Annotated in this window: 23 protein-coding genes; 13 read left to right on the forward strand and 10 right to left on the reverse strand. The window is 57.1% G+C overall.

Annotated elements, in window-relative coordinates; all coding sequences use genetic code 11:
* Positions 1-32: 32 nt before the first annotated feature.
* The 9 genes from RBB63_RS19580 (at position 33) to RBB63_RS19620 (ending at position 9760) form a co-directional block, all read left to right on the forward strand.
* Entirely contained in the window at positions 33-1094 is a 1062-nt protein-coding gene (locus tag RBB63_RS19580; RefSeq protein WP_309386810.1) for a LacI family DNA-binding transcriptional regulator, read from the forward strand.
* 92 nt (positions 1095-1186) lie between these two features.
* The gene (locus RBB63_RS19585) at positions 1187-2170 is read left to right on the forward strand and encodes a phosphoglycerate dehydrogenase (protein WP_309386811.1); all 984 of its coding nucleotides are present in this window, start codon (positions 1187-1189) and stop codon (positions 2168-2170) included.
* Positions 2171-2182: 12 nt separating this feature from the next.
* The gene (locus RBB63_RS19590) at positions 2183-3274 is read left to right on the forward strand and encodes an Ldh family oxidoreductase (protein WP_309386813.1); all 1092 of its coding nucleotides are present in this window, start codon (positions 2183-2185) and stop codon (positions 3272-3274) included.
* Between the two features lie 8 nt (positions 3275-3282).
* Complete coding sequence (locus RBB63_RS19595; RefSeq protein ID WP_309386814.1) at positions 3283-3927, forward strand: DUF2959 domain-containing protein; 645 nt, start codon at positions 3283-3285, stop codon at positions 3925-3927.
* Positions 3928-3953: 26 nt separating this feature from the next.
* Positions 3954-5051 carry a PfkB family carbohydrate kinase gene (locus RBB63_RS19600; protein ID WP_309386816.1) on the forward strand — a complete coding sequence of 366 codons (1098 nt, stop codon included), beginning with the start codon at positions 3954-3956 and terminating at the stop codon, positions 5049-5051.
* A gap of 123 nt (positions 5052-5174) precedes the next feature.
* Complete coding sequence (locus tag RBB63_RS19605; protein ID WP_309386818.1) at positions 5175-5954, forward strand: SDR family NAD(P)-dependent oxidoreductase; 780 nt, start codon at positions 5175-5177, stop codon at positions 5952-5954.
* Between the two features lie 102 nt (positions 5955-6056).
* Positions 6057-7469, forward strand: coding sequence for a glucuronate isomerase (gene uxaC / locus RBB63_RS19610; protein WP_309386820.1), 1413 nt, complete (start codon positions 6057-6059; stop codon positions 7467-7469).
* A gap of 34 nt (positions 7470-7503) precedes the next feature.
* Positions 7504-8655, forward strand: a complete 1152-nt coding sequence (locus RBB63_RS19615; RefSeq protein ID WP_309386822.1) for a Gfo/Idh/MocA family protein — start codon at positions 7504-7506, stop codon at positions 8653-8655.
* Positions 8656-8674: 19 nt separating this feature from the next.
* On the forward strand, positions 8675-9760 hold the full coding sequence (locus RBB63_RS19620; protein ID WP_309386823.1) for a Gfo/Idh/MocA family protein: 1086 nt from the start codon (positions 8675-8677) through the stop codon (positions 9758-9760).
* A 49-nt stretch (positions 9761-9809) separates the two neighbouring features.
* Here the strand turns inward: RBB63_RS19620 and RBB63_RS19625 are convergent, their stop codons facing one another.
* The 4 genes from RBB63_RS19625 to RBB63_RS19640 form a co-directional block, all read right to left on the reverse strand.
* Positions 9810-10667: a glutamate--tRNA ligase family protein gene (locus RBB63_RS19625; protein ID WP_309386824.1), complete on the reverse strand. Its 858-nt coding sequence runs from the start codon at positions 10665-10667 to the stop codon at positions 9810-9812.
* Between the two features lie 6 nt (positions 10668-10673).
* Positions 10674-11969 carry an arylsulfotransferase family protein gene (locus RBB63_RS19630; RefSeq protein WP_309386825.1) on the reverse strand — a complete coding sequence of 432 codons (1296 nt, stop codon included), beginning with the start codon at positions 11967-11969 and terminating at the stop codon, positions 10674-10676.
* 86 nt (positions 11970-12055) lie between these two features.
* Positions 12056-13549, reverse strand: coding sequence for a carboxypeptidase M32 (locus tag RBB63_RS19635; protein ID WP_309386827.1), 1494 nt, complete (start codon positions 13547-13549; stop codon positions 12056-12058).
* A 97-nt stretch (positions 13550-13646) separates the two neighbouring features.
* The gene (locus RBB63_RS19640; RefSeq protein WP_309386828.1) at positions 13647-14168 is read right to left on the reverse strand and encodes a hypothetical protein; all 522 of its coding nucleotides are present in this window, start codon (positions 14166-14168) and stop codon (positions 13647-13649) included.
* 55 nt (positions 14169-14223) lie between these two features.
* Between RBB63_RS19640 and RBB63_RS19645 the strand changes: the two genes are divergently transcribed.
* Both RBB63_RS19645 and gatB read left to right on the forward strand, forming a co-directional pair.
* On the forward strand, positions 14224-14730 hold the full coding sequence (locus tag RBB63_RS19645; protein WP_309386830.1) for an SRPBCC family protein: 507 nt from the start codon (positions 14224-14226) through the stop codon (positions 14728-14730).
* 227 nt (positions 14731-14957) lie between these two features.
* A complete protein-coding gene (gatB, locus tag RBB63_RS19650) occupies positions 14958-16439 on the forward strand; it encodes an Asp-tRNA(Asn)/Glu-tRNA(Gln) amidotransferase subunit GatB (protein WP_309386831.1) in 1482 nt (493 codons plus the stop codon).
* A gap of 35 nt (positions 16440-16474) precedes the next feature.
* Here gatB and RBB63_RS19655 read toward each other — a convergent pair whose 3' ends face one another.
* Both RBB63_RS19655 and RBB63_RS19660 read right to left on the reverse strand, forming a co-directional pair.
* Entirely contained in the window at positions 16475-16894 is a 420-nt protein-coding gene (locus RBB63_RS19655; RefSeq protein ID WP_425503921.1) for a DUF1801 domain-containing protein, read from the reverse strand.
* A 5-nt stretch (positions 16895-16899) separates the two neighbouring features.
* Positions 16900-17178, reverse strand: coding sequence for a hypothetical protein (locus tag RBB63_RS19660; protein WP_309386833.1), 279 nt, complete (start codon positions 17176-17178; stop codon positions 16900-16902).
* Between the two features lie 164 nt (positions 17179-17342).
* On the opposite strand from RBB63_RS19660, the gene RBB63_RS19665 reads away from it, so the two are divergent.
* Entirely contained in the window at positions 17343-18488 is a 1146-nt protein-coding gene (locus tag RBB63_RS19665) for a polysaccharide deacetylase family protein (RefSeq protein WP_309386834.1), read from the forward strand.
* A 609-nt stretch (positions 18489-19097) separates the two neighbouring features.
* Complete coding sequence (locus RBB63_RS19670) at positions 19098-20504, forward strand: leucine-rich repeat protein (RefSeq protein ID WP_309386836.1); 1407 nt, start codon at positions 19098-19100, stop codon at positions 20502-20504.
* A 308-nt stretch (positions 20505-20812) separates the two neighbouring features.
* On the opposite strand, the gene dxr is transcribed toward RBB63_RS19670, so the two are convergent.
* From dxr to uppS, 4 genes are read right to left on the reverse strand one after another with little or no spacing between them, the layout of a single operon-like run.
* Positions 20813-21994: a 1-deoxy-D-xylulose-5-phosphate reductoisomerase gene (dxr, locus tag RBB63_RS19675; protein WP_309386837.1), complete on the reverse strand. Its 1182-nt coding sequence runs from the start codon at positions 21992-21994 to the stop codon at positions 20813-20815.
* Between the two features lie 51 nt (positions 21995-22045).
* A complete protein-coding gene (locus RBB63_RS19680; RefSeq protein ID WP_309386838.1) occupies positions 22046-22396 on the reverse strand; it encodes an ASCH domain-containing protein in 351 nt (116 codons plus the stop codon).
* A 21-nt stretch (positions 22397-22417) separates the two neighbouring features.
* A complete protein-coding gene (locus RBB63_RS19685) occupies positions 22418-23215 on the reverse strand; it encodes a phosphatidate cytidylyltransferase (protein ID WP_309386840.1) in 798 nt (265 codons plus the stop codon).
* On the reverse strand, positions 23212-23970 hold the full coding sequence (gene uppS, locus RBB63_RS19690) for an undecaprenyl pyrophosphate synthase (protein ID WP_309386842.1): 759 nt from the start codon (positions 23968-23970) through the stop codon (positions 23212-23214). The genes RBB63_RS19685 and uppS overlap by 4 nt, the downstream gene beginning before the upstream one ends.
* Between the last annotated feature and the right edge of the window lie 72 nt (positions 23971-24042).

The following is a 24042-nucleotide window of genomic DNA, read 5'->3' on the forward strand; positions in this document are numbered from 1 at the left end:
CTCCGCTTAGTTTTCCCCATAACCTTACTTGTTTGTTGACGAAAAATACCTCCAGTTCAGTTGGCACCACAGCGGCGCTGGCCCGGCATTTAGGGCTGTCGCGTTGGACCGTTTCGCGAGTGCTCAATGGGCACCCCGGCGTGCTGCCAGAGACCGTTGAGCGCGTGCATAAGGCGATGGCCGAAGTGGGCTTTCAGCCGAATACGCTGGCGCGCGGACTGCGCGGCGGTCGCACTGGAATCGTCGGTGTTTGTTTTCAGGAGTTGGAGTCGCCGATTCTCGCTCGCAAGGTGTCGCTGCTGCAACAGGCGCTGCGCGAGTTGGGCTACCACGCCTTGATTGAGTTGACCAACGGGGACTTCAATCTCGAGCGCGCGGCGCTGCGGAATTTCCTCTCGATGCAAGCTGAAGGCGTAGTGCTGATCGGCTCTCAGTTAACGCCCGATGACGACGCCCTAACCGCCTGCCAAAAGCAGGGCAAGCCCATCATTTGGGTGGACCCGGAAAACAAGGTGAATGGTGAGGAATTATCCATCGACCGCCCGCATTCGATGCGTCTGGTGCTGGACCACTTGCATGGCCTTGGGCATCGACGTTTTGCGGTGATGGGGATCGATCCGGGCAACCCTTATGGAGCCTTTCGCTGGCCGGCTTTTGAGAAGCATTGCCGCCGTCTGAAGGTCGCCATCGACAAGTCCGCTAAGCAATATTTCGTGCCCGGTCGCGAACGTCACGACTATGACTATGGACGTGATTTGGCGGAGATGATGCTCGCTGACGCCAAGCCCTTGCCAACGGCAATCATTGCCCTGAATGACCGCGTGGCCATCGGCGCCATGAACCGTCTGCGCGAAGCTGGCATCGAGACGCCGCGTGATGTCTCCGTGGTTGGCTATGACAACATTGAAGTGGGTGGACACATCCAGCCAACCCTGACAACGATTGACCAATGCGCTGAGAAATTAATGACGCATGCTGCTAAAAAAATGGTTGATCTGTTGGAGGCTGGCGATGGCGCCGCCAAGCAATCTCGCAAGCTCATAAAACCAAAATTGATCATCCGCGAGTCGACCGCTGGACCTGCCAAATCCTGAACTTTTTGAATGCGCGAATTTCATCCTCAAGCCTTTTTAATTGACAAAACCCTACACGTGTAAGTTGATGCGTGTAGTTACCTTGAATAACCATGACCCGAATCCTCCTCACGACGACCTCTTACCAGGATACGCCTGGTCCGCACCATGATCTCCTTGCCAGCACCGGCGCTGAAATCGTCCGCGAGCGCGGCCCGCTCAGCGAAGCGCGCATGTTGGAATTGGCTGGCGATTTTGACGCCTTTCTTTGCGGTGATGACGCCATTACGCGCGCCGTTCTGGAGAAGGCTGCGCCGCGCCTGAAGATCATTGGCAAGTACGGCATCGGCGTGGACAAGATCGACGTCAAGGCCTGCACCGAAATGGGCATCCCCCTTGGCTTCACGCCGGGCGTTAATCACACCACTGTCGCCGAGCACACTTTCGCGTTGATGCTGGCGCTGTTCCGCAGCCTCGTGGACGAGGTGAACTACGTGTCATCCGGCAACTGGAAGCGCCTGACCGGCCACGAGATCATGGGCAAGACAATTGGCATCGTGGGCCTCGGCCGCATTGGCCGCGAAGTCGCGATCCGCGCCAAGGCGTTTGGCCTCCAGGTGGTTGGTTACGACCTTTACTGGCCCGAAGCGTTCGCCGAGGAGCACGACATTAAGCGTGCTGACGGTTTGACTCAGCTTTTCCGTGAGGCCGACATCCTCAGCCTGCACTCGAACCTCACTGAAGAGACCCGCGACATGATCAGCGCAAAGTCCCTGCCGAACCTCAAGGACGGTGTGGTCATCATCAACTGCGCTCGCGGCGAACTCGTTAACTCCAAGGACATGGCCGCAGCGCTGGAGAGTGGTAAGGTCGCCGGTTACGGCGCCGACGTGCTTGACGAAGAACCGCCTTCGTCGGACCACGTTCTTTTGAAGGCCAAGAACTGCATCATCACGCCGCACATCGGCAGTCGCACTTACGAAAGCGTCGTCCGCCAAGCCACCATGGCCACACAAAACATCGTCAACATGCTCAAGGGCGAAAAGCCGCTTGCGCAAGTCAACGACGCCCCGATCCCCGCAGCCCTCATCAAGTAATTGTCCCCGACTATGAGCGAAACCTTTTATGTTGTTCCCGAAAGCCAGCACAACGCGCTGGTGAAGCAAGCCTACCTGAGCCGCGGCTTCGATGAAGCCGAAGGCGATGCCGCCGCGAAGTTCTCTGCCTATGCGAGCACGCATGGCATCCGCACGCACAACGCGCTGAAGGCGCTGCACCTCGACCACTTGTTTGGCTCGGGCGCCGGTGGCTGCAAGCCGAGTGCCGTGATCGAAAAGAAGGAAGGCCGCTTTGCCGCGTCGCAAGTGTGGAACGCCAACCGCAAGCTCGGCCAAGCCACGGCTTACGAAGCGATTGAAACCGCGATTGAGCTCGCCGACAAATATGGCATCGGCCAAGTGTCCGTCGACAACGCCTTCCACTACCTGTGGGGCGGCGGTTATGTGATGGACGCCGCGCGCCGCGGTTACATCGCTTACACCAATTGCACCGCCGCGCTGGCGGAAGTCGTTCCCTTCAAGGGCAAGACGCCGACCCTCGGCACCAACCCGCATTCGTGGGGCTTCCCGACGGTCGACGCTGTGGGCTTCCCGATCGTGATCGACTGGGCAACGAGCGTTATCGCCATGGGCCGCGTGCAGCAGTTCCTCCGCGAAGGCCAGCCGCTGCCAGAAGGCGCTGCGGTCGACGCCAATGGCAAGCCGACCACCGACGCGAAGGCCGTTGCCGCGCTGACCACGTTTGGCGCGCACAAGGGCTATGGCCTCTCTTTGATCAACGAAATCATGGGCGCCTTCATCGGCGGCAGTTTGCCGACTTTGCGTTCGCGCTGGGATCAACAACCCGAAGAAAAGCACACGCCGGCTTTCTATTTCCAAGTGATCCACCCGGACGCCGTTGCTGGCGATTTCGCACTGGGCCGCTCATCCAAGGAAAACATCAAGGCCGTGCTGGACGACATTCTCGGCCACGGCAACGAGAGCTGCATCCTGCCCGGCCAGATCGAAGCCGGCGCCGCAGCCCGCACCGCCAAGAACGGTGGCCTGCTGTTCTCCGAAGCGGAAATTAATGGCTTTAACGAACTCGCCGACGAATGCGGCGCGGAACAATGGAAGGTTGCGGATTTCAAGGTAGCTGAATAAGCTAAGTCATGAACCGTTTCGCATCCATATTGTTTGTTGCCGCAGCCCTGCTGTCCGCAGGTTGCTCGAATATGTATTATGGCGCGCTCGAGCAGGTGGGCATCCACAAGCGCGAGCTGCTGGTTGACCGCGTGGAAGCCGCGCAGGAAAGCCAGGAGGAAGCCAAGGAAGAGTTTGAAGACGCGCTCGAAGCATTCCGCGCCACCGTAACGGTGGACGGCGGCGAGCTGGAAAAGCGCTACGACAAACTCAAGGGGCAATACGAAGATTGCGAAGACCGCGCCGAAGCAGTCCGTGATCGCATTGCCGCCGTGGAAGACGTGGCCGAGTCGCTGTTCCGGGAATGGGAGAGCGAACTGGGCGACTATTCCCGCGACGACCTCCGCCGCGCCAGTGAAACGCAGCTCCGCCAAACCCGGCGCGAATACGAGCGCTTGATCGCCGCCATGAAGCGAGCCGAGGCCAAGATGGACCCCGTGCTCGTCGCTTTCGGTGACCAAGTGCTTTTCCTGAAACACAATTTAAACGCTCGCGCCATTGCCTCGCTCAAGAACGAGGTGACCACGGTCGAGCGTGACGTCGCAGCCCTCATCGACGAAATGAACACCGCGATCGAGGAAGCCGAGACGTTCATCTCTCAAATGAAAAATTAATCCTCCAAGTATACCCACTAACTACCATGGCCATAGAACTCCGTCCTGCCTCTGAATGCGTTTACGATGAAATCTCACTCGGCGAAGTGATGCTCCGCCTCGACCCGGGCGAAGGTCGCATCCACACCGCCCGTCAATTCACCGCTTGGGAAGGCGGCGGCGAATACAACGTGGCCCGCGGCCTGCGCCGTTGCTTTGGCCTGAAGACCGCTGTCGTCACGGCGTTTGCGGATAACCCCGTGGGTCGCCTGATTGAAGACTTCATCCTGCAGGGCGGCGTCGACACCGACTTCATCCAGTGGAAGGACTACGACGGCATCGGTCGCGAAGTGCGCAACGGTCTGAACTTTACCGAGCGCGGTTTCGGCATTCGCGGCGCGGTTGGTTGCCCGGACCGTGGCCTCACCGCCGCCAGCCAAATGAAGCCCGGCGACGTCGACTGGGATCACATTTTCGGTAAGCTTGGCGCACGCTGGTTCCACACCGGCGGCATCTTCGCTGCCCTCAGCGACACTTGCCCGGAGACGGTGATCGAAGCCGTGAAGGCCGCCAAGAAATACGGCACCATCGTTTCTTACGACCTCAACTACCGCCCGTCGCTGTGGAAGGCTATCGGCGGCCACGCACGTTGCCAGGAAGTGAACCGCGAGATCGCCAAGTATGTCGACGTGATGATCGGCAACGAAGAAGACTTCACCGCCTGCCTTGGCTTCGAAGTTGAAGGCGTGGACGAAAATATTTCCCACATCGAAATCGATGCGTTCAAGAACATGATCAAGACTGCGGTTAAGGAGTTCCCGAACTTCAAGGCCACAGCCACGACGCTGCGCGCAGTGAAGACCGCCACCATCAACGACTGGGGCGCCATTGCCTGGCACGACGGCGAGTTCTACGAATCGAAGCCATATCCGGCGCTCGAAATCATGGACCGCGTAGGCGGCGGCGACAGCTTTGCCAGCGGCCTGATCTACGGCTTCCTCGACAGTGGGTGCCCGCAGCAAGCCGTCGACTACGGCGCCGCACATGGCGCTCTGGCGATGACGACTCCCGGCGACACCACGATGGCCAGCAAGAAGGAAGTGGCTAAGATCGTGGGCGGCGGCGGCGCCAGAGTCGACCGCTAGCGAACGACTCTGAAAGTTTGTAGGTTCGTATGTTTGAAGGTTCGAAAGTTAAGCCATTAAAACTGCATTCGCGCCTCTGAACTTTCAAACTTTTGAACTAATAAACTTTCGAACTTATTTATCATGTCTGAATACCTCAACGAACTATTTACTTTGCAGGGCAAAGTAGCCGTCGTCATTGGCGGCACGGGTGAACTCTGTGGGGCAATGGCCGAAGGTTTGGCCGGTGCGGGCGCAACCGTTGTGCTGGTTGGTCGTAACGAAGAAAAGGCGCAAGCTCGTCTGCAAAAGATACATGCTTTTCACGGCACGAGCTACTTTGAAAAGTGCGACGTTGGTTCGAAGGAAGCACTCGAAGATTTGCTGGATCGTGTGCTCAAGAAGAGCGGGCAGGTGGACATCGTCGTCAACGGCGCTGGCGTCAACAGCCCCACGCCGTTCCTCGAAATCCAAGAGGAAGAATACGACCGCATCATGGACGTGAACACGAAAGCCGTGTTCTTCGCGTGCCAAGTGTTTGGTCGCTATTTCGTAGAGCGCGGGCAGGGCGGCAGCATGATCAACGTTGGCTCGATGTCGGGCGTTAAGCCACTTTCGCGCGTGTTTACTTACTCGGCTTCCAAGGCCGCTGTGCACAACCTTTCGCAGAACCTTGCTCGCGAATGGGCGCCGCAAAATATCCGCGTCAACACGCTGGTGCCGGGCTTCTTCCCCGCCGAGCAAAACAAGAAGGTGCTTACGCCTGAGCGCGTCGGGCAGATCATGGGCCACACGCCGATGAAGCGCTTCGGCGAAGCCAAGGAGCTGATCGGCGCCACGCTGCTGCTCGCTTCCGAGGCCGGTTCGTTCATCACCGGGCACGAACTGCTCGTCGACGGCGGTTACGCGGCAATGACGATCTAGTATTTAAGTTCGAAAAGTTGGAAGGTTCGTAGGTTCGAAAGTTGAGCTGAGACCGAACAACCTTCGAACTTTTCAAACCCTACGAACTATTCGAACTTTATTATGAGCTTTATCCACGACGACTTTATCCTGCAGACTGATACCGCCAAGCGCTTGTATCACGAGGTTGCAAAGGACAACCCGATCATCGACTATCACTGCCACCTGCCGCCGGAAGACGTCGCACAGGATCGCCGCTTCCGCAATATCGCGGACATCTGGCTCGGCGGTGACCACTATAAGTGGCGTGCGCTGCGCACGAATGGCGTCGACGAAAAGTTGATCACCGGCGATGCCGATGATTACGACAAGTTTATGGCTTGGTGTAAAACGGTGCCCGCCACACTGCGCAATCCGCTCTACCACTGGAGCCACCTGGAGCTCGTGCGTTACTTCGGCATCGATGACCTCATCAGCGAAAAGACTGCGCCTGCGATCTGGGAGAAGGCCAACGCCTTGCTCGCCCAGGATGACTTCTCCGCTAACGGCATCTTGAAGAAGTTCGATGTGAAGGTGGTCTGCACCACGGACGACCCGACCGACACGCTGGAGCACCACGTAGCGGCCGCGAAGGACCCGAACGTAACCACCGGCATGTATCCGACCTTCCGCCCCGACAAGGCGCTGAAGATTGCGGACACTGCGAACTTCAATGCGTGGTGCGACAAGCTAGCGGAAGTTTCCGGCATCGATACCGGCAGCTTCTCGGGCCTCAAGGATGCGCTCAAACAGCGTCATGATTTTTTCCACTCACTGGGCGGCCGTTTGTCCGACCACGGTTTGGAAAAGTGCTTCGATAAGTTCGTCAGCGACGAGCGCGCGGCATCAATCTTTGACCACGCGCGTAGTGGCAATGCGGTTGTGCCGGAGCAGGCTGAAGAGTTCGCCAGTAACCTCATGGTTTACTTCGGCCAACTCGATGCCGAGAAGGGCTGGACCAAGCAATTGCACGTGGGCGCGATGCGCAACAACAACACGCGCCTCTTCAACAAGATCGGGCCGGACACCGGTTTCGACTCCATTGGCGATTACCCGCAGGGAGTTGCGCTAAGCCGTTACCTCGATCGCCTCGACATGGACGATACGTTGCCGAAGATCGTTATCTACAATCTCAACCCGTCGGACAATTACCTGATGGGCACGATGATTGGCAACTTCCAGGACGGCTCCATCGCGGGTAAGATTCAGTTCGGCAGTGGCTGGTGGTTCCTCGACCAGAAGGAAGCCATGGAGCTGCAGATGAACACGTTGTCCAACCTCGGCCTGCTGAGCAAGTTTGTCGGTATGCTCACTGATTCCCGCAGCTTCCTCAGTTACCCGCGCCACGAATACTTCCGCCGCATCCTGTGCAATCTCATCGGTAATGATGTCGAGCAAGGCCTGATCCCGAACGATTGGGACCTCTACGCGCCGATGGTGAAAGACATCTGCTACAACAATGCAGCGAATTTCTTTGGTTTTAACATTCCCTCCTAAAAAAACAGCATAATCCTAATCCTCCCCTTAAACCATGAAAGAAGTCAGAATTGGCATCATCGGCCTCGGAAACATGGGTACGACCCATGCCAAAAACATCATCGAAGGCAAAGTTCCCGGCGCCAAGTTGAGCGCGGTTTGCGATCACGATGAAAAACGTCTCGAATCCTACAAGGATCAAAAGCATTTTTCCTGCGGTGAAGAGATGATCAAGAGCGGCGAAATTGACGCCGTGATCATCGCAACGCCTCACTACCCGCACACCACGCTCGGCATCGCCGCGTTGGAAGCCGGTATTCACACTTTGGTTGAAAAGCCGATCTCGGTGCACAAGGCCGATTGCGAGCGCCTCATTACCGCACACACGAACAAGGACGTCGTCTTTGCGGCGATGTTTAACCAACGCACGGACCCGCGCTACATCAAGCTGCGCGAGCTGATCACTTCTGGGCAGCTGGGCAAGATCAACCGCATTAACTGGATCATCACGGACTGGTTCCGGACTGCGCATTATTACGCTTCCGGCGGTTGGCGCGCGACCTGGGGCGGCGAAGGCGGCGGTGTGCTGCTCAACCAGTGCCCGCATCAGTTGGACCTTTTGCAGTGGCTCTTTGGGATGCCAACGGAAGTCCGAGCATACTGTCAGATTGGCCGTTTCCACGACATTGAAGTGGAAGACGATGTGACGACTTTCCTCAAGTATGAAAGCGGCGCCACGGGCGTTTTCATCACCACCACAGGCGAAGCTCCCGGCACGAACCGTCTGGAAGTTGCCGCCGAACAGGGCAAGGTGATCATCGAAGGCGAGGGCATTAAGTGGATTCGCAACGAGAAGCAAACTTCTGAATATTGCAACGAAGCCAAAGACGGTTTCTCCAAGCCTGGCACATGGGATATCTCCATTCCGACGCAGGGCTTTGGGGAGCAGCATGTTGGCATCATGAAGAATTTCGTCGACGCGATCCTCAATGGCGCCGAGCTGATTGCTCCGGCTGCAGAAGGCATCAACTCCGTTGAGTTGGCCAACAGCATGCTCTACTCGAGCTTCACTGACACGACGCTCAAGTTGCCGCTCGATGGCGCAGCCTACGAAGCGCACTTGAAGAAGCTCATCGCTGAGTCGACTCACGTGAAAGAGGTGAAAGAGACCGGTCCAGCTAATCTCGCTGGCACCTACGGTAACTAACTTTGTAACGCAAAGCATCATGTCAAAAGACGGAATGAATTACGCCCCGACGGCGGCTAAGCCCAAGCCGGTCGTCGAAAAGGGTGAGTATGTCATCGCTGCGACGCACCTGGACCACGGCCACATCATGGGCCAGGTCAATGGCCTCACCGAGGCAGGCGCTGTGCTGAAATACATCTATGAGCCGAACCCGGCAGTGAACCAAGGGAAGATCGATGTTTTCCTGAAGGACCACCCGGAAGCCAAGGTCGTCGACTCACTCGACACGATTCTTGAAGACGATTCGGTCCACATGGTTGCCGCCGCTGCGATCCCGAACTTGCGTGGTCCGCTGGGCTGCAAGGTCATGGAAGCCGGTAAGGATTACCTCACGGACAAGTGCCCCTTCACCACGCTTGAGCAGTTGGCTACGGCCCGCGAAGTCGCGGCGCGCACCGGCCAGAAATACATGGTTTACTACTCTGAGCGCGTGCACGTGGAGTCGGCCTGGTATGTTGACCAATTGATCCAGGACGGCGCTATCGGCGACATCGTTCACATGGAAATCTTCGGCCCGCACAGCCTCAACAAGCCCAGCCGCCCAGAGTGGTTCTTCGACAAGGAGCAATACGGTGGCATCCTCACGGACATCGCTTCGCACCAGTTCGACCAATTCCTGCACTACACACGCCAGAAGAGTGGCGAAGTTGTGCATGCTCGCGTGGACAATCTGCACAACGCGGATACTCCAGGTTTGGAAGACATCGGTGAAGCGGTGCTCAAGCTCGACAATGGCGTTTCCTGCTTCTCGCGCGTTAACTGGTTCTCGCCGAAAGGCGCGCGTGGCTGGGGTGATGGTCGCAGCTTCATCACCGGCACGAAGGGCAGCATCGAAATTCGCAAGTATTTCGACAACGGCCGCTCGAACGAAGGCAACATCATCATTCTCTGCGATCAAGAGGGCGACCAGGAGTTGCGCGTCACTGGCGAAGTCGGTTTCCCATTCTTTGGACAACTGATCCTCGATAGCCTGAACCGCACGGAGAACGCCATGACGCAGGAGCACGCGTTTCTTGCATCGGAGCTTTCCATGCGCGCGCAGCAAATCGCCGAAGCGAATCGTTAAGCAGCATCGCAAAGTTTTCTAAGGGCGGCTCAAGTTGAGTCGCCTTTTTTTATGCGAGCAGCTCGGAGGCCGTCTTGCCGCTTTTACGTAGAGATTGGAGGCTGAGGCTATCACTGCGCTTGGCGAGGCGCTGGCCGCTCTCATCGCGAACCAGCGGGCAGTGGTAAAACGCCGGCGGCTTCGCGCCCAGTGCACGGTAGATGAGTAACTGCCGCGCGGTGGAGCGGAGCAAGTCCGCCCCGCGGACGACCTCGGTGATGCCCATCGCAATGTCGTCCACAACGACCGCCAACTCGTAGGCCGGTACGCCATCGCGGCGCCACACGAGAAAGTCGCCAAAGTCTTCACCAGTCGTGAAGCTTTGCGTTGCAAAGTAGCCGTCTTCGAAGGTGATGGCTTCGCCGTCGGGCACGCGGAAACGCCAGTTGGAATCTCCGGGCTCGGCCGCGTCGTGACCGGCGCCTTTCTCTGGGCGCCAGGACTCAGGAAAAATTGCTTCGCTGTCTTGCTCGTCTTCATTGACGGGGGATTGGCGGGCGAGGCCGGATTCGCTGGCTTCGCGCAACTCTCGCCGTGAATGTTTGCTGGGATAGATCCAGCCACCGTCTTTCAGGCGACGCCACGCATCGAGATAAAGTGCGGTGCGCTGGCTTTGTTGATAGGGCGCATCGATGCCGCCTATGTCGGGGCCTGCATCCCAGTCTAGTCCTAGCCAACGCAGGTCTTCCATTGCGGCTTTTGAGAACTCAGCTTTGCAACGCAAAGTATCGATATCTTCATCGCGGTAGATTAGCACGCCATTGGCCTGACGCGCGCGTTTCCAGGCAGTATGAAAAGTGCGCGCGTGGCCAAGATGGAGGCAGCCGGTTGGGGTTGGGGCAAGGCGCCCTATATAGGTGGCGGGCATGTTCTGTTACTCCTCCAGCCATAACAGCGAGGGGGAGTCGCCGGGGAGATATCGACTCCAGTGGATGGAACCACTCGTGTCTTCACTGATCATGTTCGCGTAGTACCAGCGCACCTGATCTTTGCCGAGGCGCATAAGTCTGTTTTTGTTGGTTTCCTCGATGAAAACGTCGCCATTTTCCAAGATGGTTGACCGGCCTTCGGTATTGCTTTGCATCTTGGCTTGCTTGATGGTCATATCGTATGGAATGGAAACTTGATCTGTTTCGGGAGTGTATATGTAGACTTGGCTAATGTTGTTGGCTGGTAATACCTTCGACTCTCGCCTAAAGATGTCGTTGCCGAAAATCGAGAAGCTCCCATCCTCTAATTGATCGACGTCATGTTGGTAGAGCCAGGGACCCGTTTTGAGCCAAATGATGCGATTTTCTGACGGGCGGTATAGCAGGACAGTTGATAGATTGCGTAGGCTTAATGCGAAGTCTCCCACTTGCGCACTGCCATTGTTTTTAAGAATCGGCTGCACATCGTTGAGGTGCATACGATCGGATTGGAGATTGCCTATGCCCAAGTAGATGCCTCGGAAACCGTTTGTAAGCAGTATTTCTTCAACATCATACCTTTCTAATACTTCTCCTTCTTGGTTGAGTACGCCAAACTTGTCATTCCTGATCTTGTGTTGGGTTCCGTCCTCGTACTTAATAAAGTAATAGGACATGAGTGGGACGACTATATTCCCATTGATGTCCAATTCGATAGAATGATGAACGTCAAAATTAGTCATCCAGAGTATTTTGCTGTCGCGATCGATTCTGACTAATGGTCCCCAACCTGAATTGAATACGATGCTGCCGTCTGACAGCATCAGCGGATGCTGGGCATAATAGCGTTCTCGGCTGCCATTATAGATGTCACGACCGGCCATTTCAATGATGTCCTCCACAGGTGGAACCCAAGTGTGCACGACACTAAAGTCAGCCAAGCGAATCAGTTCAACAATGCTCTGGTCCGCATTGGGTTCGTAGCGTGGAACAAGCAAATAACCTGTGTCAGTAAAGCTGCGGTCAACCTGATTGAAGCCTTGGTAGGGGAAGTCGGATTTCCTGACCAGCGGATGCATCGTAATTAGGTCAACCAAGCTCTTATCGCTGTCTTTACCTCCGTCTATAAAAGCGTCGATCTCTTCGACAGCGTCTTCAATGAAAATACCCGGAAAAAAAGAGTTTCTACCAGATAGGTATCCCCAGACAAAGACGATCATCACCAACAAGTATATGCCAGCTGCTATACGGATGAATTTCATGTCATTATGCTAGTAGTAATTTGCCCGTTTGGTGATGGTGATAGATTTGGAGCACGGTGCTTGCTCGCCTCGTACGTGGGATATGGTTAAACCCCGTACAATGCGCCATATCTTTCGCGCAGGTAAGTCATGAGCGGAGCGGGGGAAATTTCCTCGCCGATTGCCTGGCGAATGAGTTCCCGGGTGCCGAAACGCTTGCCGTGGCGGTGGATTCTTTCACGTAGCCAGGCAAGCAACTTACTGAAATCACCGTTGGCGATCTCCGTTTGCAAGCTGGGCATCTCTTCATTGACGGCATTCCACAGCTGTGCCGCCATAACATTGCCTAGGGCATAGCTGGGGAAATAGCCAAAGAAACCTTCGGACCAATGCACGTCCTGAAGGCAACCTTCAGCGAAGCTTTTGGGGGTGAGGCCCAGGAGTTCTTCGCTCAGCTTATTCCAGGCTTCGGGCACGCCAGCCACGTCAAGATCCCCTGCAAAGAGCGCGCGTTCGATTTCGAAACGCAGGATGACATGAAGGTTGTAAGTCACCTCGTCGGCGTCGACTCGGATGGGCTGACGTTGCACAGCGTTGATCGCCAGACGTAGCTCATCGGAGGATATATCCTTGAGCTGATCTGCAAAGGCCACGCGATAAATGGGTTCGTAGAAAATCCAAAAGGCTTCACTGCGCGCCACCTGGTTTTCCCACAGACGGCTTTGTGATTCGTGGACGCCCATGCCGACGGCTTCTCCCAGCGGTAGACCAAATGAGTCGGGATTGCCCAAACGGAGACCTTGCTCATACATGCCGTGCCCGGCTTCGTGGATTGAACTGAACAGCGAGTCCAACGGGTTGTCTGGGAAGTAGCGTGTGGTTAGGCGCGTGTCCCAACTCGTTCCACCGCAGAAGGGGTGAATTGCGGTGTCGAGGCGGCCATATTGGAAATCGAAACCAATGCGTTCCAGCACGCTGCGGAGAAATTTCTCCTGTGCTTCGACATCGAAGCCCTTGAAGATTGAAACGTCGGCTTGGCGCGGTGCGGCGAGCACGGCTTCGGCCAAGTCACGAAGCGGCGTGCGCATTTCACTGAAGAGGTTAGCGAACACGGTGGAAGACATACCGGGATCGAAGCGGTCAATCCAGTAGTCGTAGGCGTTGCCTTCGCAACCGAGGTATTGAGCCTCTTCGCGCGCGAGCTGAAGCTGGGTTTGGAGCATCGGCGCAAAGGCGGTGAAATCGCTTTTCTTGCGTGCCTCAGTCCAGGCGTGGTAACCGGCGCTGGCGGCCTCGGTTTTTCGGCGGACGAAATCGGTTGGGAGCTTGGCTGCGCGATCGTATTCACGGCGGGTTTCGCGGATGACGCAGGCGGCATCGGCTTCCAGTTCAGCGTCTTCGAGTTCGGTCAGCCATTGGCCGATTTCGGGGCGGGTGAACTCACGGTGAATCACCTCCGCCAAGGCGGAGTTTTGCTGGGCGCGCATGTCCGCCGAGCCAGGGGGCAGGTTAACTTGCTCGTCCCAGCCCAAAATGCCGGATGTCGCGTCCAACAGGGCGGTGTTTTTGAGAGCGGCGGTAAGCTTGGCGTAGGTATTCATTGGGAAAGTTGTGTCCTAGTTCTTGGCTTAATTGAGTGGAATGGTGTTGCATCGGTTTGACTAACCAAGAACGACGAACCACGCACGAGAGCACAATTTATAGATAATCCTCGATTTCGTAGACAGTTTCGTCTTTGCGGGGGCCTTTCAGACGGTTGAGCAGTTTTTTAGCGTTGCGGCCTTCAACGACAGCCATCGGGTCGGCGTCGAGGTCGTCACCATACATTTCTTCGAGCTTATCCGGGTCTTCGCCGCGTTCAAGGCGCGCCGCCATTTCGCGCAGGGCAGGGGGCAGGGCCTCGCCGGTTACTTCACCCACACGCCGCATGAGGTGCCCAAGCTGCTGTGGGTCGACGTTATTTTCGTCCATGCCCTGAAACTCACGCTCCAGCTCATTGATCGCCTGCTCATAGCGTGGGTCGTCGTATTTGGAGTCGTCGAGCGCGGGATCGCCTTCTACGCCAAAGGTCTTCACAAAGGAAAACTGCGATACCTGCTTCTGCATTGGCCAGTCGGGGTTGGCTGGGCAGCGGGGCGTTTTGCCGGCGTGCTTGAGGCTACGGGCGTAGAAGGTGTAGATGGTGTGGTTCTCCGGGCAATAGAACTCGTAAAACGGCATGGTGGGATTGATTAAGGGACGTGCTTCGCAGTTGCGAGCGGGAAAAATATCTACAATGTCTCAACAGACGCGCTTTCAAGCCGAAACACACATTTCCGCCATGATCTTTCGAGACCGCATCGACATTGAGCTGCCGCCAGAACCCATTTGGGAGATGCTGCGCTATGCGGAATACATGGAGCTGTGGAATCCGAAGTGCTTGCATTCTCCAGGGCTGGGGCGACCCCTGGAGCTGGGGGACCGGTTTGAGGCAACGTTCAAGCTCACCCGCGAAAGCAAGAGCGAGGTCGAGGTAGTTGAGTTTGAGCCAATGCAACGCATCGTTTTCCGACACCAGTCAGAGGAGATCAAGGGCTACGCGGTAGAGTCATACGCACTGGAGGCAATTCGCGATGGGCAAACGACCCGCGTCAAGCAGCAGCTAGACATGCGGAAGCTGGCGTTTCCGATCTGGGTGAAGCCGCTGATCTGGCTGATCGCGCTCACTGGCCGCAAAATGGACAACAACGGTCCTTTGGCAGGGCTCCGCGAGACAGCGATTGCTCAAGCGGGTATGGAATAGATCGGCCTGCCTTGCAAGGCGGCTTAGTGCGGTTAAATACCCCGCATCCATTTTTCGAGGGACTTGAGCTTGTGTCCGCTTGAATCGTTTTATGACATTGAACAACAATCGCTTATGAAAAAATGAGACGCCGGAAGTTCGCTGTAAGTCTGTTTCTTCGGAGGCTCTCCAGGGAATCTGCTGAATTTCGCTTTGCCTTTTGAATAGAACGTTTTGAATTTACGCCCATGGAATACGAACCGGTCATAGGTCTGGAAGTGCACGTGCAGCTGAAAACGCGCTCGAAGATGTTTACGCGCGTCGGCTACGAGTATGGTCACGAGCCCAACACGCTGACGAACCCCGTCATCATGGGCCTGCCGGGCACGCTGCCAGTCATGAACAAGGAAGCTGTCCACAAGACCGTGCAGATGGGCCTGATCCTCGGCTGCAAAATTGCCGAGACCTGCAAGTGGGACCGCAAAAACTATTTCTACCCGGACAGCCCGAAGAACTACCAGCTCTCGCAGTTTGACCAGCCGATCTGCATCGGCGGCGAAGTCGAGATCGAGATGCTCGGCGCCTCCCGCAACGTCATGGGCGACCACCGCATGGTCGAGCTGACCCGCATTCACCTGGAAGAAGACGTTGGCAAGCTCACGCACTCCGCCAACGATAGCCTCGTGGACTACAACCGCGCTGGCGCGCCGCTGTGCGAAATCGTCACCGAGCCCAACCTGTATTCGGCCGACGAAGTTTTCGCGTTCATGACCGCGCTGCGCAACATGATCGTCACCGCCGGCCTGTCCGACTGCGACATGGAAAAGGGCCAGATGCGCTGCGACGCCAACATTTCCATCCGCCCCAAGGGCAGCAACACGCTGGGCACTAAGGTCGAGCTTAAGAACATGAACACGATCTCCGGCGTCCGCAACGCGGTCGTTTATGAGATCAAGCGCCAAATCCGCGCCAAGACCACCGGCTACGAAGAGATCGTCCAGGAAACGCGCCGCTGGGACCCGGACAAGCAGGAAACCGAGTCCATGCGCATGAAGGAAGAGAGCCACGACTACCGCTACTTCCCGGACCCGGACCTCATGCCCGTGACCATCCCCGCCGAACAGGTGGAGAAGATTCGCGCCGGCTTGCCGGAAATGCCGTTCGATCGCCAGCGCCGCTACATGGAAAAGCTGGACCTGCCTTACACCATCACCTCCGTGCTCTGCCCGGACCGCGAGTTGGCGGAATTCTTTGAAGAAGCGCTCGCGCTGACTAAGGGCAAGGGCGAAGCGAAGGCCGTCGCCAACCTCGTCGTCAATGAGCTGATCCGCGACCTCTCCGCCGCCGAAGGCGAGGGCCGCCAACCGCTCAGCGCGGTGCCGATCACCCCGGCCCACGTGGCGGAGTTGGTGGTGCTGACCGAAGAGGGCGTGCTGACCAAGCAGATCGCGAACAAGGAAGTTTGGCCGGAGATGATGAGCAGCGGCAAGATGCCCGCCGTGATCGTCGAAGAGAAAGGCCTCAAGGCCGACAACGATAGCGGCGAGCTGGAAAAGATCATTGCCGAAATCGTAGTCGATCCGAAGCACGAGAAGGCGATCAGCCAGTTTAAGGACGGCAACGACAAGGCGCTGAACTCGCTCATTGGCCCGGTCATGAAAGCGACCCGGGGCAAGGCCAACCCGGCCGAAGTTCAGAAGCTCATGCGCGCCGCCGTGGCGAAGCTTTAAGGTATACCAGGTAGTCGGTTAATCCGATTCCTAGTTCACACCATTGGGCTGGCGCCTAGCATGGGCAGGTGTTTCCGTTGATGATAGGTGAGGGCGAGCTCGATGCAGTGTCGAAGCGCTGTTTCGGGGAGTTCAGCTTTGAGGCCCAACGGGATTGCGCGGTTTCCTTCAAACTGGAGCGCCGTTGGGTAGAGCTCGCGGAAGGTAGCAACGAGCTTGGTTTGGCAGTGGAAGTAAACGTAAACCGTCTCCGGCTTTGCCTTTTTCCAACCGAGCCTTACGGTGCTTCCCGCAATCGTTGTGTAGCTGGGCTCGCCCCATTTGAGGGACTCGTCTACTGTGCCAATTGCAGAGAGATTCTCGCCCGTTTCGAGTATCAAACTGCGTAGCTGCATCAGCTTACACCGCACATCCTGTGGGAATGCGTCAAAGGCGGCTGCGACTTCCGGCGCGATTGTCTTCATGGCGTGGTGATGGCAGGTAAGCCGATTCCTTCCAGGATGATCGGGGTGACGTTGGCGGTATAGCCTTGAGCGGTGGCCTGCCCGGGAAACCGAGGCTGCAGTGCGGCGTAGAGGTCCTTCACCCATTGCCCTTTGTGGGTGAGGCTGGCGTCGTAGCAAACGACGGCTTGCGGCTTTCCAGCTTTAAGATTTTGCACGAGTTGGGTTTTCATTGCGTTGGCCAATACTGGCATCAGGCAGGTGAGCGTGAGGAAAATAGAGGGGAGGCGTCTCATGACCATGCCCACTAGCTAGCGCGGTCTGATTGGTTGGGGCAAGGTTTTCGGCATCTTACTGGAGCACTTTTCATCTAGACGAATCAGTTTAAATACATTTAGGAATCGCCTGAGTATATGCGATCTGGATTGATTTCCCACATGGTATGGATTTTAGTCGCATAATGCGATTATCAAGCGTTGTATTTGCCCTTTTGCTTGCCACGGCAGTCCACCTGCTCGCCGAACAAAAATTGAACCTGCCGCTGCCTGCAAGTGGCGTACGTTACGCCTCGGTCGAGGAAACGCAGCCGCAGTGGCCGGCTGAGCCCGGCGAGGGCGTGGTCTGCCTGTGGGGCGACGGCAAGCTTGGCGCGATGTCCATCACCATCGATGACAACAATTACCCGGACGTCGAGTTCTGGCAGCAAATGAGCGAAAAGTTCGGCTGGAAATTTACCTGGTTCCTCATCGTCTATCCCGGCATGTATGACATTTTCAACCAGCAGCCCGGCAACAACCTCGGCTACAACGGCACGCCCGAGCAATGGAAAGTCCTCTACGATCAGGGCCACGAAATCGAGCTCCACGGCTCCTGCCAGCAAACCAACGACCTTAGCCAAGACGCCTACCGTGAGCACATTGGGCTCTCCAAAAAGTATCTGGAGGACAACATCGGCCATCGCATCCTGAGCTTTGCCTACCCCTGCGGCGCCACTGGGACGAAGGACGAGCCGCTGATTTTCGAAGAAGTCATTGGTGAAACCATGATCGCCGCGCGCGGCACCCAGGGGGGCTCGACGCCGCCACACCTGATCGACTACCTGAACACCCGCAGCTTTGGCGCCGTCGGTTTCCATCAGCCCGAGGCGACCGAGAAGCGCTTCGACCAAATGTTCGACCCCAAGCGTCCCTGGAAATACAGCTACTACCGCGGCTGGGGCGTCGCGCTTTACCACGGCTTGCTCAAGGACGAAAAGCGGGCAACGGCCGAAGCCGGCCTGCAAATGATCAAGGACCGTGAAGACGAGCTTTGGATCGCGCCGTTCACCGTCGTTGCTCGCTACGCGCAGGAACGCGAAACCGCCGAGCTCGACGTTGCCTCCGCCGCCGCCAACGAAATCCGCTTCAGCGTAACTGACGACATGGATGACAGCATTTTCAATATTCCGCTAACGGTAAAGTTCCGCGTCGACGGCTGGACTGCCGCTGCCGCCCAACAAAACGGCCAGGCGACGAAAGCTTGGATCATCGAGCACGAAGGCGCGCAATACGCGATGGTCTACGCCATCCCCGATGCGGGGGAGGTGGTGCTGCGCAAGGCGCAGTAGGCAACGTGCCGTTGCATCCATCGATTTGCCCATTGGGCAAATAACAACCTCGTCCAAAGCAGGAGGGCGACGCTCTGTCGTCGCCGCCCGTCGTAGAAGCGGCATCCTGCCGCTTTCGTTTCAGTTGGAATAGTCAAAGCGGCTAGAAGCCGCTTCTACGCTGGAGAGGCAATGGGCAGCGGTGACGAAGCACCGGCCTCAAGCGCTAACTCCCTGTCGTTGACGAGCCGCGCTTAGGATAGGCGCAGGTTGAGAACAGTTCGCGACTTGACTTAGGCAGGGGCATTTAATCGTTGCGCAAGTTGATTGTTCACCTACGTTAGACTCTATTTATGCGAAGCTTATGGCCATATTGACCTTTATGGGAATAGGTCGCACGGTTCGCGAATCAGAATGATATGAGAACGAGATGTCAGGGGTGTCTCAATGGCAAAAAGAGCGCAGCTAGCGCTTTTTGGGAACGCTGAATCACCCAGGCAGTTTTTCGCTTTGCCGCGATGGCGCTTATCGCGCCCGGCGCTGAACACTAACTGATCCCGCTCTCTTGAGGGCCAGCCAGACACCAGAAATCACAGAGACAACTTGAATTTACCTATGCTCAAATTCGCCATGAAGAGAAGTTACCGGATTGCGCAAATGCTGTTGTGGATCAACGGCGTTTTTACCGCAGCTTTGGTCGCAGATAACTACAAGATCCCTGATTCAAACGTGACGTTGCACTACGTGGTGGACGCCACGGCTCAGGAGGCGACAATCACCGGGGCGACCTTTACGGATTTTACCCCGTTGCATATCCCGGACACCCTGGGCGGCTACCCGGTGACTGGCATCACGTCCTACGCCTTTGCCGGGTATCGATATGCAATCACGTCGCTGCGCCTTCCGTCGGGGCTGACCCGAATCGAAGACAACACATTTATCGACTGCAACTACTTGCTGGAGGTGGAGCTTAATGAGGGGCTGGAAAGCATCGGCTATCGCGCATTCTACGACTGTGATGCGGTGGAGACGATTACGTTGCCCCGGTCTGTGGTGGAGATCGGCGATAGCGCGTTTCAAGGGAGTGATGAGCTACTCACAGTGACTTTCGAGGGCAATGCTCCGGCTAGCTTTGGCGTGGATGTTTTTGCCGACTGCAATAGTTCTTTCGCAGTTTATTATTACACTGGCGCCACTGGGTTTGAGACGGATGAAGGCTCGCAACTATGGAAGGGCTATCGGCAGCGACAAGAGGATTACTGGGGCGCATATGAAGTCCCCGGGACGAATGCCACGCTTAGTTATTTGCGCACTGGTGATCCGGCCCATGTGATCATCAAAAACTGCTCGGACGACGCGGTAGGCGAGATCATAATCCCTTCTGAGTTGGATGGGTTTCCGGTCACTGTCATCGGCGATCACGCCTTCGAAGTCCAACGCTATATCACCGGCATCACCCTGCCAAACACGATCATCGAAATCGGCTTACAGGCATTTGCGCTGTGTGATGACATGACCCGGTTTGTCGTTCCAGCTAGCGTGGACATAATCAGAGATGCGGCCTTTATTGGGACCTGGCTGACCGAATGGGTGTTTGAAGGCGACTTGCCCGCCACTTTCGGCGAGGGCAATTTTCTCCTGCAAAATCCCGACATGGTGGTCGTCTATTATGAAGACGCAGAGGGGTTCAGCTCGCCCATGTGGAATGACTATAAAACTGTCGAGCTCGAGTTGGAGGACACCGATGGAGACGGCTGGCCGGACCTGATTGAACAGGCGCTGGGAACCGACCCCCTCAAGGATTCGGACCACCTGGAGTTCCGCGTCGACTCAACGGGCAACACTCTGCAACTGCATTATGCGCCACACAGCGCGGCCCTCGATTTCACCCTTTGGCGCACCACGGACCTGAGCGACCCCGACAGCTGGCAGCCCGTGACAGACCTCACTTTCAGTGATGACGCCACCGGTCGATCCACGACGGCTGCGTTGACCGGAGCCGCGCCGGTATTTTATCGCCTCGAGGTCGAGCGTTAGCGCGCTAGGCGCTCATTGCTTCGAATGCCGAGCAAAGCAAGCCGCCGCACGTCGGCGGTAACACGGAGTCGTGGGCGGAGTCTGCTGGAGCCTGTTTGGGGCAAGCGTTAAAAAGGCTTGGGCGTCTTGGTGAAAACAACCGAGGCTATGTTGGAGCAACAACCGAGCGGATGCTTTGCTAACACAGCACAAGGCTTTTGGAAAAAGAGGCATAAGGCTCCCCTTTAAGCAGGAGGAATCATGAAGCAAGCTTCGCTGGCGCCACCCTCGCGGCCTGATGCGTTGTAAAAGCGTGCTTCGCAGATTGCTTACGGCGCTGCGATGGCGGAACGGGCAGAAATGATGCTGGCGGCGATGCGACGGGCTTCGGCGTCGGCGTGGAGGATTTCGTCGAGTCCCTGAGGGTCGCAACCAGGAACGGCGGCCAACGTATGTTCGATGATGCGCGGGATGTCGCAGTAGCCGATTTGGTCCATTAGAAAGGCGTCGACCGCGATCTCGTTGCTCGCATTGAAGACTGCCGGGGCAACGCCTTCGGTGTCCATGGCTTCCATGGCCAGGCGCAGGCAGGGGAAGAGCTCGTAATTCGGTGGGCGGAAATCGAGGGTGAGCATCTTGCTGAAGTCGACCGCGGGTTCGACGCCTTCGGCGCGCTCTGGGTAGAGCAGCACGTGCTGGATCGCAAAGGTCATCGACGGCGGGCTTAGGTGCGCGAGGATCGAGCCGTCGACATACTGTACCATCGAGTGGACAATGCTTTGCGGGTGCACGACGACCTGGATCTGGTCGCGGCCCTTGCCGAAGAGCCAATGCGCCTCGATGACTTCCAAGCCTTTGTTGGCCATGGTGGAGGAGTCGATAGTGATCTTCGGGCCCATGTCCCAGTTCGGGTGCTTGAGGGCGTCGGCCTTGGTGACCGACTTCATTTGCTCGGCGGTGTAGTTGCGGAACGGCCCGCCCGAGGCGGTCAAAATCAGCTTGGCGACGTCGATGTCGCGCTCGCCCTGGAGGCATTGGAAAATGGCGTTGTGCTCGCTGTCCATCGGCAGAATGCGGACGCCTTTGGCCTGGGCGGCGGCCATCACGACCTTGCCCGCCATGACGAGGATTTCCTTGCTGGCGAGGGCGATGTCCTTGCCGCATTCGATGGCGGCTAAGGTGGGCTTGAGCGAGAGCGTGCCGACGATCGCGGTGACAAGCATGTCCGCCTCGGCGAGGCAGGAGAGCTCGATCAGGCCGTCGAGGCCCGGGTAGAATTTCGTGCCCGCGGGGTAGAGCCCGCTTTGCTCGGCGGCGCGACAGTTGGCTTCATCGAATATCGCGACGTGCTTGACGTCGAACTCGTGGGCAATGGCGGCGAGCTCCTTCCAGCGGCTGCGGCCGGCGATACCGACGATGTTCAGCTTGTCCGGGTGCTTGGCGACAACGCGTCGCGTGCTTTCGCCGATGGACCCCGTGGCCCCGAGTAATACGATATTCTTAGCAGACATGCGATTTCAGAGGATCAGTAGTCAGCGCCCCGTGGCAACGGTTTTTTCTGGTTATGCTTGGTCGAGAATTTCAACCAATTCAAATTCAACGCCAATGAATTCATAGTCGTCATCTGGCTCATTGAAGAACTCCCAATGATCTTCATGAAATTCCTCAGCATTATCATTCGTTTCACCACGCCATAGCCATTCAGGGATGTCGTTCCAGCGGCAGAGTTCGGCCTTCAGTACCTTTATTTTGCAACGGGGCACTCGTTGGGAATCATAGACTGTGTATATGTAGCCAATGCCTAAACCGGTGTCCCACTCGTCCAGATAGCCTTGTTCTTCAATGATTTCGGTCGTTGCCGTTTTTCGACCCTCGATAATTTGATCGATAAGGCGGTCGAAGGTGAAAGACATTCGATGGTCGGTGCCCATTTTCTAATACACGTATTTAAACAGCAAAAACGCCAGTGGGCCGCAGAGGACGAGGCTGTCGATCAGGTCGAAGGCGCCGCCGATGCCGGGGATCACGGCGCCGGAGTCCTTAACGCCGGCCCAGCGCTTGAGCTGGGATTCCAGCAGGTCGCTGATGATCGCCACTGCGCCAATGGCTGCGCCGATGAAAATCGTTTTGAAGATCGGCATCTCGAACGGGATCATGCTCTTGAAGGCAATCGATAAGATGATGCCGACCAGCGCCGAGGCCAGCACGCCGCCGATGGCGCCCTCGACGGTCTTTCCGGGGCTAATGGACGGAGCGAGCTTGTTTTTGCCGAACTTCTTGCCGACCAGCAGGCCGCCGACGTCGGAGAACTTCGCGACCGCGATCACCCAGACGGGCAGGATCAGCGAGCCCCATTCGGCGAGCATCAAGCCGTAGAACTGCATCAGGAATGGCAGGAAGGCCAAGCCGAAGAGGGTGGGCATGAAGGTCTGCCCAATCTTGGGCGCCGACAGGAGCGAGAGCGACAGGATGATCAGCGCGATGGCTGGCGCTTCCATGGCTCCGCTGACGGGCAGGAAATACGAGGCGAGGATCACGCAGGCGCCGAGCACGAGGCCCAGAATCTTGAGGGGGCGGGCCTTGCCGCCGACTTCGAGCAGATTGTAGAGCTCGTATTGGGCGAGGGCCGTTATCGCGGCGAGCAGGATGAGCCCGCCGAAATTCTTGAAGATGACCAGAACCAGGATGATGCCCAGCCACAGCCCAACCGTGCTCAGGATACGTGCTTTCACGAATTAGCGACTGCGTGGTCCGAGGGCTGTTGCACCTGTTCGCCGGTCTTGCCGAAGCGGCGTTCGCGTTGCTGATAAGACTCGACGGCCTCGATAAAGTGTTCGCGGCCGAATTCCGGCCAGAAAACCGGGCTAAAGTAGAGTTCCGAGTAGGCGCATTGCATGAGCAGAAAATTGGAAATGCGGCTTTCGCCCGAGGTGCGGATCAGCAGGTCGGGGTCGGGCACGCCAGAGGTGTAAAGATATTTCTCGAAGTGTGGCCAGTCGAGGTTGCCGGGCTCTTCTTTGCCCGCCACGACGGCTTCGGCGTAGGCGCGCACGGCGTCGAGCACCTCGGTGCGGGAGCCGTAGTTGAGCGCCACGTTGAGCTGGCGTTCGGTGAAGTGGGCGGTCTCGTCGAGCGCCTTCTGCAGCGGCTTTTGCACGCGCTCGGGCAGTTCCTCAGGGCGGCCAATGACGTTCAGGCGGACTTCGTTCTTCAGCAAATCCTTGAGGTTGCGCTTCAAGAAGAGCTCTAGCAGGTCCATCAGCGAGGCAATCTCGTCCGGCGGGCGCTGCCAGTTCTCCACGGAGAAGGCAAACAGGGTCAAATGCTCAAGCTCGAGGTCTTTTGCGACGCGGATAATCTGGCGGACATTTTCCACGCCGCGACGGTGCCCCTCAATACGCGGCAGTCCGCGTTGGCGCGCCCAGCGGCCGTTGCCATCCATGATGATGGCGACGTGGCGCAGACGATTTGGCACTTTTGACGGCATGGCTCCTTAGAATGCAGTTCGCGAAGCAAGTTCCGGGAAACTGGCATTTGCTGAATACTTAACCCTGCCGAA

Origin of the sequence: Cerasicoccus frondis (assembly GCA_031296915.1) — a bacterium.
In the GTDB taxonomy this organism is placed as follows: domain Bacteria; phylum Verrucomicrobiota; class Verrucomicrobiia; order Opitutales; family Cerasicoccaceae; genus Cerasicoccus; species Cerasicoccus frondis.

What these genes read in the sequence shown, in the direction of transcription:
- RBB63_RS19600 (WP_309386816.1), top strand. Translation starts at nt 3,954, where the DNA reads ATGGCCATAGAACTCCGTCCTGCCTCTGAATGCGTTTACGATGAAATC.
- RBB63_RS19645 (WP_309386830.1), top strand. Translation starts at nt 14,224, where the DNA reads ATGTCTCAACAGACGCGCTTTCAAGCCGAAACACACATTTCCGCCATG.
- RBB63_RS19630 (WP_309386825.1), bottom strand. Translation starts at nt 11,969, where the DNA reads ATGAAATTCATCCGTATAGCAGCTGGCATATACTTGTTGGTGATGATC.
- RBB63_RS19635 (WP_309386827.1), bottom strand. Translation starts at nt 13,549, where the DNA reads ATGAATACCTACGCCAAGCTTACCGCCGCTCTCAAAAACACCGCCCTG.
- RBB63_RS19595 (WP_309386814.1), top strand. Translation starts at nt 3,283, where the DNA reads ATGAACCGTTTCGCATCCATATTGTTTGTTGCCGCAGCCCTGCTGTCC.
- RBB63_RS19660 (WP_309386833.1), bottom strand. Translation starts at nt 17,178, where the DNA reads ATGAGACGCCTCCCCTCTATTTTCCTCACGCTCACCTGCCTGATGCCA.
- RBB63_RS19620 (WP_309386823.1), top strand. Translation starts at nt 8,675, where the DNA reads ATGTCAAAAGACGGAATGAATTACGCCCCGACGGCGGCTAAGCCCAAG.
- RBB63_RS19680 (WP_309386838.1), bottom strand. Translation starts at nt 22,396, where the DNA reads ATGTCTTTCACCTTCGACCGCCTTATCGATCAAATTATCGAGGGTCGA.
- RBB63_RS19640 (WP_309386828.1), bottom strand. Translation starts at nt 14,168, where the DNA reads ATGCCGTTTTACGAGTTCTATTGCCCGGAGAACCACACCATCTACACC.
- gatB (WP_309386831.1), top strand. Translation starts at nt 14,958, where the DNA reads ATGGAATACGAACCGGTCATAGGTCTGGAAGTGCACGTGCAGCTGAAA.
- RBB63_RS19670 (WP_309386836.1), top strand. Translation starts at nt 19,098, where the DNA reads ATGAAGAGAAGTTACCGGATTGCGCAAATGCTGTTGTGGATCAACGGC.
- RBB63_RS19625 (WP_309386824.1), bottom strand. Translation starts at nt 10,667, where the DNA reads ATGCCCGCCACCTATATAGGGCGCCTTGCCCCAACCCCAACCGGCTGC.
- RBB63_RS19585 (WP_309386811.1), top strand. Translation starts at nt 1,187, where the DNA reads ATGACCCGAATCCTCCTCACGACGACCTCTTACCAGGATACGCCTGGT.
- RBB63_RS19605 (WP_309386818.1), top strand. Translation starts at nt 5,175, where the DNA reads ATGTCTGAATACCTCAACGAACTATTTACTTTGCAGGGCAAAGTAGCC.
- dxr (WP_309386837.1), bottom strand. Translation starts at nt 21,994, where the DNA reads ATGTCTGCTAAGAATATCGTATTACTCGGGGCCACGGGGTCCATCGGC.
- RBB63_RS19615 (WP_309386822.1), top strand. Translation starts at nt 7,504, where the DNA reads ATGAAAGAAGTCAGAATTGGCATCATCGGCCTCGGAAACATGGGTACG.
- uxaC (WP_309386820.1), top strand. Translation starts at nt 6,057, where the DNA reads ATGAGCTTTATCCACGACGACTTTATCCTGCAGACTGATACCGCCAAG.
- RBB63_RS19590 (WP_309386813.1), top strand. Translation starts at nt 2,183, where the DNA reads ATGAGCGAAACCTTTTATGTTGTTCCCGAAAGCCAGCACAACGCGCTG.
- RBB63_RS19665 (WP_309386834.1), top strand. Translation starts at nt 17,343, where the DNA reads ATGCGATTATCAAGCGTTGTATTTGCCCTTTTGCTTGCCACGGCAGTC.
- uppS (WP_309386842.1), bottom strand. Translation starts at nt 23,970, where the DNA reads ATGCCGTCAAAAGTGCCAAATCGTCTGCGCCACGTCGCCATCATCATG.